Here is a 13,579-nt window from a genome sequence, read left to right on the forward strand (position 1 = left end):
CATGCGCGGATCGTTATCGACCCGAAATATTACGTTGCTCGTGGCCATCGCGGTTGCGTTGCTGTTTTTCTGGGGACTGGGCAGCGTGCCGTTCCTCAGTGTCAACGAGGCCCGCCGCGCCGTCACCGTGCGCGAAATGCGCGAGGCGGGAAGTTGGCTGCTGCCTTACATGAACGGCGACTTGTATCTCTCCAAGCCGCCGTTTTTCTATTGGGCCGGTCTGGTTTCAACGGCGGTGTTGGGCAGCTTGTCCGAGTGGAGCGTACGCCTGCCTTCGGCGCTGGCGGCTGCCTTGTGCTGTTTTGGCACCTATCTGTACGGCGTCCGGCAGGTGGGGTGGCAGGTCGGATTGTTCGCCGTGGTGTTCCTGGCCGCGAACGGTGCCTTCAGCCTGTTCGCACGGCGCTCGGAAATCGAGATGCTGTTGACCCTGCTGTGCTTCGGCGCGCTGCTGGCGGCCTGGCAGTTCATCTTCCTGCAGGGGCGAGCCTTGTGGAGTCGATTGAGCTACGTACTGCTGGGGTGCGCGCTGCTGACCAAAGGGCCGGTCTGCCTGTTGTGGGTGACGGCACCGATCCTGACCTATGCCTTGATCTACCGCGATGCCCGGGCCAAGGCTTATCTGTGTGACGGTTGGGGCTGGCTGATTGCCCTGGTGCTGGGCAGTTCCTGGTACGTGGCGGTGTCGGTGAGCCAGGGCTGGGGCATCTGGGCCTCGATCATCAGCGAAGACATCGTGAAGAAGATCGACGGGCAGGGCGCCGAGGCCTGGTATGCCTATCTGCTGTACCTGGCCGGTGATTTCTTCCCGTTCTGGCTGATCGTGTTTGTACAGCCGCGCAAGTTCTGGGCAATGATCCGCGCGCGCCGCGAGGCCGGCATGCTGCTGTGCTGCAGCCTGTTGCCGCTGCTGGTTTTTTCCCTGTTCACCGAAAAGCATGGCAAGTACCTGTTGCCGGTCTATCCGTCCATGGCGTTGCTGCTGGCGATGCACTGGTCGGCGCTGCTCGATGAACTGAAGGGGCGCTGGCGCACGACCCTGGCCGTTGTGCCCTACGTGATGCTGGCCGGGTTTGTGGTGTTCTACATGTTCGTCGAAGCGCGGGTGTTGTCGCACCGGGTCGGCGGTCTTGAGCAGGTTGCCACGCTGGCCGACGGGCAGCCGGGGCAGAAGGCTTACACCCTCGGTGAGCCGGATATCCGCCTGGTCTATTACATGGGCCGGCCGGTGGCGCCGCTGACGGTGGCGCAGTTGCAATCCGAGTCCCGTCCGGCGGGGCTGCTGTTCCTGCAAGAGCCTCTCGCGGCTGAACTGCAGAACCTGGCGTCGTGCCAGGTCGGTGAAATCAACCCGTACCTCAAGCCGCACCGTTCAGCGCTGCTCGTGCGCATGGGGGGCGACTGTCGCTGATCGGCTTCCCGGCTGAGCAGTCACCGCAGCACATCACCCGTTCGGACTAGGCAGGGCTAACGATTCTGCCGCGTCCGGGCGGCGCCAAACTTCATGCTCAAAGGGGTGTTGCGCCATGCGCGCCCCGCCAAACGAGCAGAAGGCGCCGCGATGGAGTTTGCATTCAGCGACGAACAGGAAATGATCCGCGCATCGGCCGAGGGCTTCCTCGCCGATGTCTCGGATTCAGCCGCCGTGCGGGCGGCAATGGTCAGTGAACGGGGCTTCGATGAAGCCCTCTGGCAGCGGTTGTGCCAGGAAATGTACTGGCCCGCCATTCATATCCCCGAAACCTACGGTGGCCTTGGTCTCGGCTTTGTCGAGCTGACGATCCTGCTCGAGCAGATGGGCCGGCGTTTGCTGTGCTCGCCGTTTTTCGCCACCGCCTGCATGGCCACACCCGCGCTGTTGCTGGCTGCCAATGATGAACAGAAACAGCGCTGGTTGCCGTCGATCGCCGATGGCAGCGTGACGGCGACCCTGGCGTTCAGCAGTGCCAACGGCTGGTCGGCCGACGATGTCCAGGCAACGGTGGTGGCCGAAGGCGACGGGTTCATTCTCGACGGCACCCTCAAGCATGTACTCGACGGCCATGGCGCTGATCTGTTGATCATTGCCGCACGACAACCCGGAACCACTGGCGAAAAGGGCATCAGCCTGTTTGTCGTGAACGCGGCACAGGCCGGCATCGAACGGCAAATGCTGCCAACCATGGACCAGACCCGGCGCCAGGCGCGGATCCAGCTCAAGGGCCTGCACCTTGAAGCTGACGCGCTGCTGGGTGAGTTCGGTCACGGCTGGCCGCACCTTGAGCGCGTCCTGCAACTGGCCTGCATCGGCCTGGCTGCCGAGCAGACCGGCGGCGCGCAGCAGGTGCTCGACCTCAGCGTGGCCTACATGCAGGAACGCCAGCAGTTCGGGCGCCCGATTGCCAGTTTCCAGGCCCTCAAACACCGCGCCGCCGACATGATGCTGCAAGTCGAATGCGCGCGATCGGCCAGCTACTACGCCGCGTGCGTGGCCCAGGAGGTTCTCGACCCCCAGGGTGATCCGCAGGTCGCGGCCGAACTGCCGTTGGCGGCGGCGCTGGCCAAGGCGCAGTGCTCCGAGACCTATTTCCACTGCGCGTCCGAGTCGATCCAGTTGCACGGCGGCGTCGGTTTCACCTGGGAATACGACCCGCACCTCTACTTCAAGCGCGCCCGCGCCAGCGAGAGTTTCCTCGGGCTACCGGCCTGGCATCGCGAGCGCATTGCTTCGGTGATTCTTGGAGAGCAGCCATGAAAATCAGTTTCAGCGAGCAGGACGAACGCTTCCGCCAGGAAGTGGCCGACTGGATGAGCGCCAACCTTTGCGGTGAGTTCGAGGCCCTGCGTTTTCGCGGCGGTCCGGGCGACGAGCACATGTTTCCCGAAGAGCGCAAAGCCTGGGAGCGCAAGCTCGCCGAAGGCGGCTGGACCTGCGTCGGCTGGGCGCCGGAGCATGGCGGGCGTGGCTTGTCGATCACCCGGCAAGTGATTTTCCACGAAGAATATGCCCGCGCCGGCGGCCCCGGTCGCATGGGCCATATCGGCGAAGGCCTGGCCGGGCCGACCATTGCCGCGTTCGGTACGGTCGAACAGCAACAGCGCTTTTTGCCGGGGATCGTCAGCGGCACGTCGTTCTGGTGCCAGGGCTATTCGGAGCCGGGCGCCGGTTCCGACCTGGCCAACGTCAAGACCCGCGCCTCGCTGGACGAGGCGTGTGGCCAATGGGTGATCAATGGCCAGAAAGTCTGGACCTCCCTGGCCCACGAATCGGACTGGTGCTTTGTCATCGCCCGTACTGAACCTGGCAGCGTCGGCCATCGCGGCCTGTCGTTCCTGCTGGTGCCGATGGCCCAGGCGCAAATCACCGTGCGGCCTATCGAGCAACTGACCGGCACCTCGGAGTTCAACGAAGTGTTCTTCGACGATGCCCGCACCGACGCCGCCAATATCATCGGCGCGCCGGGTGATGGCTGGAAGATCGCCATGGCGTTGCTGGGTTTCGAGCGCGGTGTGTCGACCCTCGGCCAGCAGATGCAGTTCCAGAACGAACTCAACGAAATCATCGCCATCGCTAAAGCCAACGGTGCCGACCGCGATCCGATCCTGCGCCAGCGCCTGGCCGAAGCCTGGAGCGGGTTGCGGATCATGCGCTACAACTCGCTGCGCATGCTTTCGGGTAGCCAGGACGGTTCGCTGCGCAAGGAGGCGACCATCTACAAGCTGTTCTGGTCGACCTGGCACGCCAGCCTCGGCAAGTTGGCGATGGACGTGCTCGGCGCCGAAGCGGAATTGCTCGAAGCGGCGCCCTACCAACTGACCCGTTTGCAGTCGCTGTACCTGTTCAGCCGCGCCGACACCCTGTACGGCGGCAGCAACGAAATCCAGCGCAACATCATCGCCGAGCGTGCCTTGGGCATGCCCAAAGAGACGCGTCCGCGCGCCTGAAAGGAGAGAGTTCATGTCTGTACCTCAATATGTTGAAGGTCGCGGCCTGCTGCGCGGCAAGTCGGTACTGATCACTGCCGCCGCCGGTGCCGGGATCGGTTTTTCCGCCGCCGTGCGGGCTGCCGAGGAAGGTTGCCGGGCGCTGATGATCAGCGATATCCATGAAGGCCGGTTGGCCGAAGCAGTGCTGAAAATTCGCGAAACCACCGGGCTGCAGCAGGTCTTCGGCCAGGTCTGCAACGTCGCCGACGAAGCCCAGGTGCAGCAGCTGATTGCCTGCGCCGAACGTGATCTGCAAGGCGTCGACGTGCTGATCAACAACGCCGGCCTCGGCGGCTCGCGCCTGCTGGTGGAGATGGGCGACGAAGAGTGGAACCGGGTGCTGGATGTGACGCTCACCGGCACCATGCGCATGACCCGCGCCATGCTGCCGAAAATGATGGAGCGGCGTGCCGGGGTCATCGTCAACAACGCCTCGGTACTGGGCTGGCGCGCGCAGAAAGAACAGGCGCACTACGCCGCGGCCAAGGCCGGCGTCATGGCGCTGACTCGCTGTGCAGCGGTCGAAGCCGCGGACTACGGCATCCGCATCAACGCGGTCAGCCCGAGCATCGCCCTGCACGATTTCCTGCGCAAATCCGCGCCTCAGGCGGTGCTCGATCAACTTGCCGCCAACGAAGCCTTCGGCCGCGCCGCCGAAGTCTGGGAAGTGGCCAACGTGATGATGTTCCTGGCCAGCGACTACAGCTCCTACATGACCGGCGAAGTGTTGTCGGTATCCAGCCAGAGGGCGTGACCATGCCACGTATTTTCGACACGCCGATGGCCCTGTTCGAGGCCGTTGGCCAGTCGCTCGGCGTCAGCGACTGGCTGCTGCTGGAGCAGGACCGCATCGACCGGTTCGCCGACGCCACTGGCGATCACCAGTGGATTCACGTCGATCCGCTCAAGGCCGCCGATGGCCCGTTTGGCGCCTGCATCGCCCATGGCTACCTGAGCCTGTCACTGGTCAACCTGTTCCTGCCGCAGATCGTCGAAGTCCGTGGCCTGGCCATGGGCGTCAACTACGGCTGCGAGCGGGTGCGCTTCCCCTCGGTGGTGCGCGTCGGTTCGCGGGTGCGCGGCAGTGCGCAATTGATCGCGGTCGAGGAAGTGAAGGGCGGCGTGCAGGCGACCATCCGCGTCAGCGTCGACATCGACGGCGAGGAACGTCCCGGCTGTGTGGTCGACACCATCAGTCGCTATTACCCGGCCTGACCTTCAACAGCATATTCGAGGAATCCAGCATGAAAGAAGCCGTCATTGTTTCGACCGCCCGTACTCCGATCGGCAAGGCCTTTCGCGGTGCGTTCAATGACACCGAAGCGCCGCAACTGGGTGGCCACGTGGTGCACGAAGCCGTGCGCCGCGCGGGCATCGAGCCGGGTGAAGTGGACGACGTGATCATTGGCGCCGCGGCGCAGCAGGGTACGCAGTCCTATAACCTGGGACGCCTGTGCGCGATTGCCGGCGGCTTGCCGGCATCGGTTGCCGGGATGGCCGTCGAGCGCCAGTGCTCGTCCGGTCTGATGAGCATCGCCATGGCCGCCAAAGGCATCATGTGCGACGAAATCGACATCGCCGTGGCCGGTGGCCTGGAGTCGATTTCCCTGGTGCAGAACAAGCACAAGAACCTCTATCGCAACCAGTCGGCTTCGGTGATCGAACTGGACCCGCACGCCTACATCCCGATGATCGAAACCGCCGAGATCGTCTCCGCGCGCTATGGCATCTCCCGCGACGAGCAGGACGAATACAGCTACCAGAGCCAGCTGCGTACCGCACAGGCCCAGAGCGCCGGGCGCTTTGACCGCGAGCTCGCGCCGCTGGCCAGCCGCCAGATGATCGTCGACAAGGCGACCGGCGAAACCCGCCATGAATCCGTGACCTTGCTGCGTGACGAGTGCAACCGTATCGACACCACCCTGCAAAGCCTGAAGGCGCTGGAGCCGGTATGGCCGGGCGGTCAGTGGAGCGACAAGGGACGTTTCATCACCGCCGGCAATGCCTCGCAGCTGTCCGACGGTGCGTCGGCCTCGGTGTTGATGAGCGCCAAACTGGCCGAGAAGCGTGGCCTGGAACCGCTGGGGATCTATCGCGGCATGGCGGTCGCCGGCTGCAATTCCGACGAGATGGGCATCGGCCCGGTCTACGCCATTCCCAAGCTGCTCAAGCGCCACGGCCTGACCATGGACCACATCGGCCTCTGGGAGTTGAACGAAGCGTTCGCCTGTCAGGTGCTGTACTGCCGCGACACCCTGGGCATTCCGGCCGAGCGCCTGAACGTCAACGGTGGGGCGATTTCCATCGGCCATCCGTTCGGCATGTCCGGGGCGCGGATGGTTGGACATGCGCTGATCGAAGGCCAGCGTCGCGGTTTGCGGTATGTGGTGGTGAGCATGTGCATCGGTGGCGGCATGGGCGCCGCCGCCCTGTTCGAGGTGGTCTGAATGATCAGTGCAGAGCAGATCCAGGCGAACATGGCGCGTTATGTGGAGTTGGTGGATGCCAGCGACATCGAAGGTATCCTCGCGCTCTACGCCAAAGACGCCACCGTTGAAGACCCGGTCGGCCAGGCGCCGTTGCAGGGCATCGACGCCATTGCGCGTTTTTATCGTGAAGGACTGGGGGCGATGAAAGTCTCGGCAACCCGGACCGGCCCGGTACGCGCGACGCTCAACGGTTGCGGGGCGATGCCGTTCAGGGTCGACATGGAGTGGGGCGGGCAACCGTGTTCGCTGCATGTGATCGACGTGATGGAGTTCGATGCCGACGGCAAGATCCGCTCGATGAAAGCCTTCTGGAGTGAAGTTAACGTAACTGCGCGAGGTGAAGCATGAACCTGGAACAGCGGATCGCCCGCCTGGAAGCGCTGGAGGACATCCGCCAGCTCAAGCATCGCTACCTCAACGCCTGCGACCTCAAGCAGGTCGAGGTGATTGCCGACTGCTTTGCCGAGGGTGAAGTGCTGATCGATTACGGTCCGTTGGGGATCTTTCGTGAGCGCGACAGTTTTGTCGCGCTGTACCGCGAACTGGCCTGCCATGAGCGGGTGATCGACCTGCATCATGGCGCCAACCCGGAAATCGAGATGCTGGACGAGGATCAGGCCCAGGGCCGTTGGGCCCTGTGGTATTTCAACCTGGATGGCGAGAGCGGGGCGACGCGGCAGTTGGGTGGGTTCTATCAGGACCGTTACCAGCGTATTGCCGGCCAATGGAAGATCGTCGCCACCCGGTTTACCGCTCACTCGGAAGTGGCGCGTTCCTGAGTGTCGCCGCGATCCTGTAGGAGCTGGCTTGCCAGCGATGACGGTGTGTCAGGCGACATTGAAGCTGGATGTTCCGACCCCATCGCTGGCAAGCCAGCTCCCACAGGTTTTAGGGTGACCCCGGCATTTGCAAACACCCCCAATCCCCTGTGGGAGCGGGCTTGCCCGCGAAGGCGGTGTGTCAGGCAACATTGATGTTGGATGTTCCGGCCCCTTCGCAGGCAAGCCAGCTCCCACAGTTTTTGTGGTGACCCCGGCATTTGCAAACACCCCCCAATCCCCTGTGGGAGCGGGCTTGCCCGCGAAGGCGGTGTGTCAGGCAACGTTGATGTCGGATGTGCTGACAGCCATATCCGCATTCTGCGTCCGGCCGGTTTCGTAGTACGCCTTGAGGTTCTCGGCAATCTGCCTCACGACCTTGTCGAAGGCCTTGGCCAGCAACCACTCTGCCAACCGGCCACCGCGCAGGCTGTAACGCATTTGCAGGGTGATGCGGGTCGTGTCGCCTTCGGCTTGCAGGGCATAGCTGAAGCTGGCCTCGCGAAACGGAAAGGGCGAACCATTGCTGCCTTTGTGCAATAGCAGCACGAACCCCGTGCCTTCCTGCCACTGCATCACGCTTTCATCCAGGTACTGACCGCCCTTGCGCAACACACGGCGACTGGCGCCTGGGCCTTCCTTTGGCCCAGGATGAAACAGGCAACCGGTCAGCCCCGGTACATAGTGCGGGGCGAGGCTCAGGTCGCGCAGTTTGGTCCAGGCGGCTTGTGGCGTGAGGTCGATCGGGACGCTGTGGCTGGCGATTGCGGGCATGTCGGAACTCCTATTGTTATTCGAATGCTGGAAAGATCGCAGCCTGCGGCAGCTCCTACAGGTACGGCATTATCTTGTGTAGGAGCTGCCGCACGCTGCGATCTTTTCAGGATTGTGCCGCGTCGAGAAACGCCGGTCGCTCGCCGGCACCGTGCACCGCGATGTCCGCGCCGCTGACATAACGGGCCAAAGACGACGCCAGGTACAGGCAGGTATCGCCAATGTCCTCCGGGGTCGCCAGACGTTGCAATGGAATGGTCGCCGCCACCCGGGCAATGCCCGCGTCGTCACCATAATGCATGGCCGCCTGCTCGGTGAGAATCAGCCCGGCGGTCACCGCATTGACCCGCACCTTCGGCGCCCATTCCACCGCCAGCGAGGTGGTCAGGTTCAGCAGACCGGCCTTGGCCGCACCATAGGCGGCGGTACCGGGGGAAGGGCGGGTGGCGCTGACGCTGCAGATATTGATGATCGCGCCGCCCTCGGCCTGGGCCTGCATCGCCTGGTTGGCTTGCTGGCACAGGTTCAGTGGCGCGATCAGGTTCAAGCGAATGATCGCTTCACTGAAACGGGGAGATGCCGTGGCAGCGTCGGCATTCGGTGAGCCGCCAGCGTTGTTGACCAGAACATCCAGGCGACCGAAACGCTCGATGATCTGTGCGATCAAGCGCCCGGATTGTTCGACGTCCCGCAGGTCGCAGGGCACGAACAGCGCCTCGCACCCGCCGCTGACAGGCACGGATGGCGGGGCTTCGCGACCGCAGATCACCACCTCGGCGCCGCAGTCGAGAAAGCGCTGGCTGATGCCGCGACCCACACCTTTGCCACCGCCGGTGACCAGTACCACTTTGCCGCGAAAGTCCATTGGGTCAAGCATGGGAATTCTCTTTTTGCCGCTCGGGAATGCCGTCGATGCTAGGTCTGTGGTCCCTGTAATCCAACGTCCGATAAGACTAGAGCCTGTAGGAGCTGCCGAAGGCTGCGATCTTTTGATCTTGCTTCAAAAAACAAAATCAAAAGATCGCAGCCTTCGGCAGCTCCTACAAGGGCGTAGTCCTGTCGGACGATGTTGCGCACCCGGCCCGTCTGAATAATCCGACTACAACAACAGGCCGGGAGGACACCTTATGGGCGCTTCAGCGCAAGGGCACTTCGTTACGCTGCCGGATGGTTTGCAGCTGCGCTATGTGGATACAAGCGGGAAGGATGGCGGCAACGGCGAGCCGGTGATTTTTATCCATGGCAGCGGACCGGGTGCCAGCGGTCACAGCAACTTCAAGCAGAACTACCCGGTGTTTGCCGAGGCCGGTTACCGGGTGATCGTCCCGGATCTGCCGGGCTACGGCGCCTCGGACAAACCCGACACCCTCTACACCCTGGATTTCTTTGTCGCAGCCCTGAGCGGTTTGCTCGATGCCCTCGACATCCAGCGTTGTGTGCTGGTCGGCAACTCACTGGGCGGCGCGATCGCGATCAAACTGGCCCTCGACCAACCGCAGCGTGTCAGCCGTCTGGTGCTGATGGCGCCCGGTGGCCTGATGGAAAAGGAACAGTATTACCTGCAAATGGAAGGCATCCAGAAAATGGGCGCGGCCTTCGCCAAGGGTGAGCTGAACGATGCGGCGGGCATGCGTCGTCTGCTGGCCCTGCAACTGTTCGATGAAAGCCTGATCAGCGACGAGACGGTCAACGAGCGGGTGGCCGTGGTGCAACAGCAGCCGGTGTGCGTGCTGTCGACCATGCAGGTGCCGAACCTGACGTCGCGTCTGAGTGAGTTGCAGTGCCCGATCCTCGGTTTCTGGGGCATGAACGACAAGTTCTGCCCGTCCTCCGGTGCCCGGACCATGCTCGAAAACTGTTCCAGAATCCGTTTCGTGATGCTCAGCGAGTGCGGGCATTGGGTCCAGGTCGAGCACCGTGACTATTTCAACAGTCAGTGCCTGGCGTTTCTTCAGGAGGCCCGCGGATGAGCGTGCAATTGCGCCGTGAGTTCGGCGAAGAGCTTTATCAGGCGCTGCTCAGCGGCTCCACCCTGGCGCCGCTGACCGAGCGTTGGCCGTCGATCAGCATCGAAGACGCCTATCACATTTCCCTGTACGCCATTGAGCGTCGGGTCGCGGCCGGTGACCAGATCGTCGGCAAGAAGATCGGGGTGACCTCGGCGGCAGTGCAGCAGATGCTCAACGTGCATCAGCCGGATTTCGGCTTCATCACCCGGCAGATGTCGTTCGATGACGATGCGCGCATTTCCCTGTCGGCGAACAAACTGATCCAGCCCCGCGCCGAGGGCGAAATCGCCTTCAAGCTCAAGCGCGACCTGGTCGGCCCTGGCATCACCGAAGCCGATGTGCTGGACGCCACCGAATACGTGATGCCGTGCTTCGAGATCGTCGACTCGCGGATTCACGACTGGCGCATTCGCATCCAGGACACGGTGGCTGATAACGCCTCCTGCGGCGTATTCGTACTGGGCGACAGCAAGGTCGACCCCCGCGAGCTGGACCTGCCGAACTTGCGCATGCGTGTGTTCAAGAACGGTGAACCCCTGAGCGAAGGCCTGGGTTCGGCAGTGCAGGGCAATCCATTGACGGCGGTGGCCTGGCTGGCCAACACCCTGGGCGCGTTCGGCATTCCGTTCAAGGCCGGGGAAATCATCCTCTCCGGCTCCCTGGTGCCACTGGAACCGGCCCGAGCTGGCGACCGTTTTTCTCTGACCATCGATGGCCTGGGCAGTGCCCGGGTGTCTTTCTGCGCCTGACTTTTGGAGTTTGACCCCATGAGCAAAAAACTCAGAGCGGCCATTATCGGCCCGGGCAATATCGGCACCGATCTGCTGATGAAAATGTGTCGATCGGAATGGATCGAGCCGGTATGGATGGTTGGCGTCGACCCCGAATCCGAAGGCCTGAAACGTGCCCGGGAAATGGGCATCAAAACCACCGCCGGCGGAGTCGACGGCTTGCTGCCGCACGTGCTCGACGATGATGTTCGCATCGCTTTCGACGCCACCTCGGCCTACGTGCACGCGGAAAACAGCCGCAAGCTCAACGAGCTCGGGGTGATCATGATCGACCTCACGCCGGCGGCCATCGGTCCGTTCTGCGTGCCGCCGGTCAACCTCAAGGAGCACGCGTCGAGCCTGGCGATGAACGTCAACATGGTCACCTGCGGTGGCCAGGCGACCATCCCGATGGTGGCGGCGGTGTCGCGGGTGCAGCCGGTGAGCTACGGCGAAATCGTTGCCACCGTGTCGTCCGGTTCTGTCGGCCCGGGCACTCGGCAGAACATCGACGAATTCACCCGCACCACCGCCGGTGCGGTGGAGAAGATCGGCGGCGCCCGACGCGGCAAGGCGATCATCGTGATCAACCCGGCCGAGCCGCCGCTGATGATGCGCGACACCATCCACTGCCTGACCGATGACGAGCCGAACCAGGATGCGATCCGCACCTCGGTGCTGGACATGGTTCGCGAGGTGCAGCGCTATGTGCCCGGCTACAAGCTGATCAACGGGCCGGTGTTCGACGGGCGCAAGGTGTCGATCTTCATCGAGGTCGAAGGCCTCGGCGACTTCCTGCCCAAGTCCGCCGGCAACCTCGACATCATGACCGCCGCCGGTTTGCGCACGGCCGAGATGTTCGCCGAAGAAGCCCATAAGGGCACCCTGCAACTGCCCGTCCGTTGAGTGGAGAATTGCCATGAATTTGCAAGGTAAGAGCGTCCGTCTGCATGACATGAGCCTGCGCGACGGCATGCACGCCAAACAGCATCAGATCAGCATTGAACAAATGGTCTCGGTGGCCACCGGTCTCGATGGGGCCGGTGTGCCGCTGATCGAAATCACCCACGGCGATGGCCTGGGCGGCGCCTCGCTGAACTACGGTTTCCCGGCCCACAGCGACGAAGAGTACTTCGCTGCGGTGATCCCGCAGCTGAAACAGGCCAAGGTTTCGGCCCTGTTGTTGCCGGGGATCGGCACCCTCGACCACCTGAAAATGGCCCATGAGCATGGGGTCTCGACCATTCGCGTGGCGACCCATTGCACCGAAGCGGACGTGTCCGGCCAGCACATCGGCATGTCGGCGAAGATGGGCCTGGACACCGTCGGCTTCCTGATGATGGCGCACATGGTCAGCCCGGAGAAACTGCTGGAGCAGGCGCGGCTGATGGAAAGCTACGGCGCGAACTGCATCTATTGCACCGACTCGGCCGGCTACATGCTGCCCGATGAAGTGACGCAAAAGATCGGTGCCCTGCGCGCCGGCCTGAACGCCGGGACTGAAGTCGGTTTCCACGGCCACCACAATATGGGCATGGCCATCGCCAACTCCCTGGCCGCCATCGAGGCCGGTGCTGCGCGGATCGACGGGTCTGTAGCGGGCCTTGGCGCGGGGGCGGGCAACACGCCGCTGGAAGTGTTCGTCGCGGTGTTGGAGCGCATGGGTGTCAACAGCGGCGTGGATCTGTACAAGATCATGGACGTGGCCGAAGACCTGGTGGTGCCGATGATGGACCAGCCGATCCGCCTCGACCGCGATGCTCTGACGTTGGGTTATGCCGGGGTCTACAGCTCGTTCCTGCTGTTCGCCAAGCGTGCCGAGCAGAAGTACGGGATTGCTGCTCGGGAGCTGTTGGTGGAGTTAGGTCGACGCGGGACTGTGGGGGGGCAGGAAGACATGATCGAGGACCTGGCGTTGACCTTGTCGCGGGCCCGTGGGGTATTGCCAACCTGATCCTTGAAGCGACGAAAAAACCACCGATGATTCGGTGGTTTTTTTATGCCCGGTGAAATCTTGCGCTCAAGGCAACAGATTACGTACCAGCGGTGGATAGCAATTGATCGCCGTGCTCGCACAGCTGAAATACGCCGTGGTCGGTCGATAGGCTTCGTTTTTGAACAGTTGGCAGAGGCTGGTGGACGCGCCAGCACAGACGATGATGAACAGAGCACAAGTGGATTTGCGCATGGTGGGTCTCGACACGGTTTTATTGTTGTAGAGACAGGTTAGGGCGGCGGATGGCGAGCGGCTTCGTCCGAATGGACTAGTTGATCAATGTGAAGCTCCGCAGATCCATTGTGTAGGCGCTGTCGAGTGCAACGAGGCTGCGATCTTTTGATTTTCAAGGGCAAAATCAAGGGATCGCAGCCTGCGGCAGCTCCTACAAGGATGGGGGTATCAATTACGGTGTATTAGCGCCGCAACCTCCTCTGTAGGAGCTGTCGAGTGCAACGAGGCTGCGATCTTTTGATTTTCAAGGGCAAGGTCAAGAGATCGCAGCCTGCGGCAGCTCCTACAAGGATGGTGTATCAATTACGGTGTATTAGCGCCGCAACCTCCTCTGTAGGAGCTGTCGAGTGCAACGAGGCTGCGATCTTTTGATTTTCAAGGGCAAGATCAAGAGATCGCAGCCTGCGGCAGCTCCTACAAGGATGGTGTATCAATTACGGTGTATTAGCGCCGCAACCTCCTCTGTAGGAGCTGTCGAGTGCAACGAGGCTGCGATCTTTTGATTTTCAAGGGCAAGATCAAG

At 62.6% G+C, this 13,579-nt stretch carries 15 protein-coding genes; 12 read left to right on the forward strand and 3 right to left on the reverse strand.

From position 1 onward, the window contains the following. Window position 1: 1 nt before the first annotated feature. The 8 genes from C9422_RS17860 (at window position 2) to C9422_RS17895 (ending at window position 7,234) form a co-directional block, all read left to right on the forward strand. Entirely contained in the window at window positions 2-1,411 is a 1,410-nt protein-coding gene (locus C9422_RS17860) for a glycosyltransferase family 39 protein (protein WP_116581580.1), read from the forward strand. Between the two features lie 150 nt (window positions 1,412-1,561). Then, on the forward strand, window positions 1,562-2,734 hold the full coding sequence (locus C9422_RS17865; RefSeq protein WP_116581581.1) for an acyl-CoA dehydrogenase family protein: 1,173 nt from the start codon (window positions 1,562-1,564) through the stop codon (window positions 2,732-2,734). Beyond that, complete coding sequence (locus C9422_RS17870) at window positions 2,731-3,924, forward strand: acyl-CoA dehydrogenase family protein (RefSeq protein ID WP_116581582.1); 1,194 nt, start codon at window positions 2,731-2,733, stop codon at window positions 3,922-3,924. The genes C9422_RS17865 and C9422_RS17870 overlap by 4 nt, the downstream gene beginning before the upstream one ends. A gap of 13 nt (window positions 3,925-3,937) precedes the next feature. Then, entirely contained in the window at window positions 3,938-4,720 is a 783-nt protein-coding gene (locus C9422_RS17875; RefSeq protein WP_007976863.1) for an SDR family oxidoreductase, read from the forward strand. 2 nt (window positions 4,721-4,722) lie between these two features. After that, window positions 4,723-5,181, forward strand: a complete 459-nt coding sequence (locus C9422_RS17880) for a MaoC family dehydratase (protein ID WP_007976864.1) — start codon at window positions 4,723-4,725, stop codon at window positions 5,179-5,181. Between the two features lie 29 nt (window positions 5,182-5,210). Further along, window positions 5,211-6,413 (forward strand): acetyl-CoA C-acyltransferase, encoded by a 1,203-nt coding sequence (locus C9422_RS17885; RefSeq protein WP_116581583.1) that lies wholly within the window; start codon window positions 5,211-5,213, stop codon window positions 6,411-6,413. Beyond that, a complete protein-coding gene (locus C9422_RS17890; RefSeq protein WP_116581584.1) occupies window positions 6,414-6,803 on the forward strand; it encodes a nuclear transport factor 2 family protein in 390 nt (129 codons plus the stop codon). Next, window positions 6,800-7,234, forward strand: a complete 435-nt coding sequence (locus C9422_RS17895) for a nuclear transport factor 2 family protein (protein ID WP_116581585.1) — start codon at window positions 6,800-6,802, stop codon at window positions 7,232-7,234. Before C9422_RS17890 ends, C9422_RS17895 begins: the two co-directional genes overlap by 4 nt. A 315-nt stretch (window positions 7,235-7,549) precedes the next feature. On the opposite strand, the gene C9422_RS17900 is transcribed toward C9422_RS17895, so the two are convergent. After that, window positions 7,550-8,047 carry an SRPBCC family protein gene (locus tag C9422_RS17900; RefSeq protein WP_116581586.1) on the reverse strand — a complete coding sequence of 166 codons (498 nt, stop codon included), beginning with the start codon at window positions 8,045-8,047 and terminating at the stop codon, window positions 7,550-7,552. Between the two features lie 106 nt (window positions 8,048-8,153). Beyond that, complete coding sequence (locus C9422_RS17905; protein ID WP_116581587.1) at window positions 8,154-8,924, reverse strand: SDR family oxidoreductase; 771 nt, start codon at window positions 8,922-8,924, stop codon at window positions 8,154-8,156. A gap of 250 nt (window positions 8,925-9,174) precedes the next feature. Between C9422_RS17905 and C9422_RS17910 the strand changes: the two genes are divergently transcribed. The 4 genes from C9422_RS17910 to dmpG are packed head-to-tail and all read left to right on the forward strand — an operon-like array spanning window position 9,175 to window position 12,780. Next, window positions 9,175-10,017: an alpha/beta fold hydrolase gene (locus C9422_RS17910; RefSeq protein ID WP_116581588.1), complete on the forward strand. Its 843-nt coding sequence runs from the start codon at window positions 9,175-9,177 to the stop codon at window positions 10,015-10,017. Beyond that, window positions 10,014-10,805, forward strand: coding sequence for a fumarylacetoacetate hydrolase family protein (locus C9422_RS17915; RefSeq protein ID WP_116581589.1), 792 nt, complete (start codon window positions 10,014-10,016; stop codon window positions 10,803-10,805). Before C9422_RS17910 ends, C9422_RS17915 begins: the two co-directional genes overlap by 4 nt. 18 nt (window positions 10,806-10,823) lie before the next feature. Next, on the forward strand, window positions 10,824-11,732 hold the full coding sequence (locus tag C9422_RS17920; RefSeq protein WP_116581590.1) for an acetaldehyde dehydrogenase (acetylating): 909 nt from the start codon (window positions 10,824-10,826) through the stop codon (window positions 11,730-11,732). A gap of 13 nt (window positions 11,733-11,745) precedes the next feature. After that, a complete protein-coding gene (gene dmpG / locus C9422_RS17925) occupies window positions 11,746-12,780 on the forward strand; it encodes a 4-hydroxy-2-oxovalerate aldolase (RefSeq protein WP_116581591.1) in 1,035 nt (344 codons plus the stop codon). 66 nt (window positions 12,781-12,846) lie between these two features. Here the strand turns inward: dmpG and C9422_RS32245 are convergent, their stop codons facing one another. Then, a complete protein-coding gene (locus tag C9422_RS32245; RefSeq protein ID WP_007976884.1) occupies window positions 12,847-13,014 on the reverse strand; it encodes a hypothetical protein in 168 nt (55 codons plus the stop codon). Window positions 13,015-13,579 lie beyond the last annotated feature (565 nt).

Source organism: Pseudomonas sp. B1(2018) (assembly GCF_003097365.1).
Taxonomy (GTDB): Bacteria; Pseudomonadota; Gammaproteobacteria; order Pseudomonadales; family Pseudomonadaceae; genus Aquipseudomonas; species Aquipseudomonas laurylsulfatiphila.

What these genes read in the sequence shown, in the direction of transcription:
- C9422_RS17890 (WP_116581584.1), top strand. Translation starts at nt 6,414, where the DNA reads ATGATCAGTGCAGAGCAGATCCAGGCGAACATGGCGCGTTATGTGGAG.
- C9422_RS17900 (WP_116581586.1), bottom strand. Translation starts at nt 8,047, where the DNA reads ATGCCCGCAATCGCCAGCCACAGCGTCCCGATCGACCTCACGCCACAA.
- dmpG (WP_116581591.1), top strand. Translation starts at nt 11,746, where the DNA reads ATGAATTTGCAAGGTAAGAGCGTCCGTCTGCATGACATGAGCCTGCGC.
- C9422_RS17910 (WP_116581588.1), top strand. Translation starts at nt 9,175, where the DNA reads ATGGGCGCTTCAGCGCAAGGGCACTTCGTTACGCTGCCGGATGGTTTG.
- C9422_RS17920 (WP_116581590.1), top strand. Translation starts at nt 10,824, where the DNA reads ATGAGCAAAAAACTCAGAGCGGCCATTATCGGCCCGGGCAATATCGGC.
- C9422_RS17885 (WP_116581583.1), top strand. Translation starts at nt 5,211, where the DNA reads ATGAAAGAAGCCGTCATTGTTTCGACCGCCCGTACTCCGATCGGCAAG.
- C9422_RS17870 (WP_116581582.1), top strand. Translation starts at nt 2,731, where the DNA reads ATGAAAATCAGTTTCAGCGAGCAGGACGAACGCTTCCGCCAGGAAGTG.
- C9422_RS17860 (WP_116581580.1), top strand. Translation starts at nt 2, where the DNA reads ATGCGCGGATCGTTATCGACCCGAAATATTACGTTGCTCGTGGCCATC.
- C9422_RS17895 (WP_116581585.1), top strand. Translation starts at nt 6,800, where the DNA reads ATGAACCTGGAACAGCGGATCGCCCGCCTGGAAGCGCTGGAGGACATC.
- C9422_RS32245 (WP_007976884.1), bottom strand. Translation starts at nt 13,014, where the DNA reads ATGCGCAAATCCACTTGTGCTCTGTTCATCATCGTCTGTGCTGGCGCG.
- C9422_RS17905 (WP_116581587.1), bottom strand. Translation starts at nt 8,924, where the DNA reads ATGCTTGACCCAATGGACTTTCGCGGCAAAGTGGTACTGGTCACCGGC.
- C9422_RS17865 (WP_116581581.1), top strand. Translation starts at nt 1,562, where the DNA reads ATGGAGTTTGCATTCAGCGACGAACAGGAAATGATCCGCGCATCGGCC.
- C9422_RS17880 (WP_007976864.1), top strand. Translation starts at nt 4,723, where the DNA reads ATGCCACGTATTTTCGACACGCCGATGGCCCTGTTCGAGGCCGTTGGC.
- C9422_RS17915 (WP_116581589.1), top strand. Translation starts at nt 10,014, where the DNA reads ATGAGCGTGCAATTGCGCCGTGAGTTCGGCGAAGAGCTTTATCAGGCG.
- C9422_RS17875 (WP_007976863.1), top strand. Translation starts at nt 3,938, where the DNA reads ATGTCTGTACCTCAATATGTTGAAGGTCGCGGCCTGCTGCGCGGCAAG.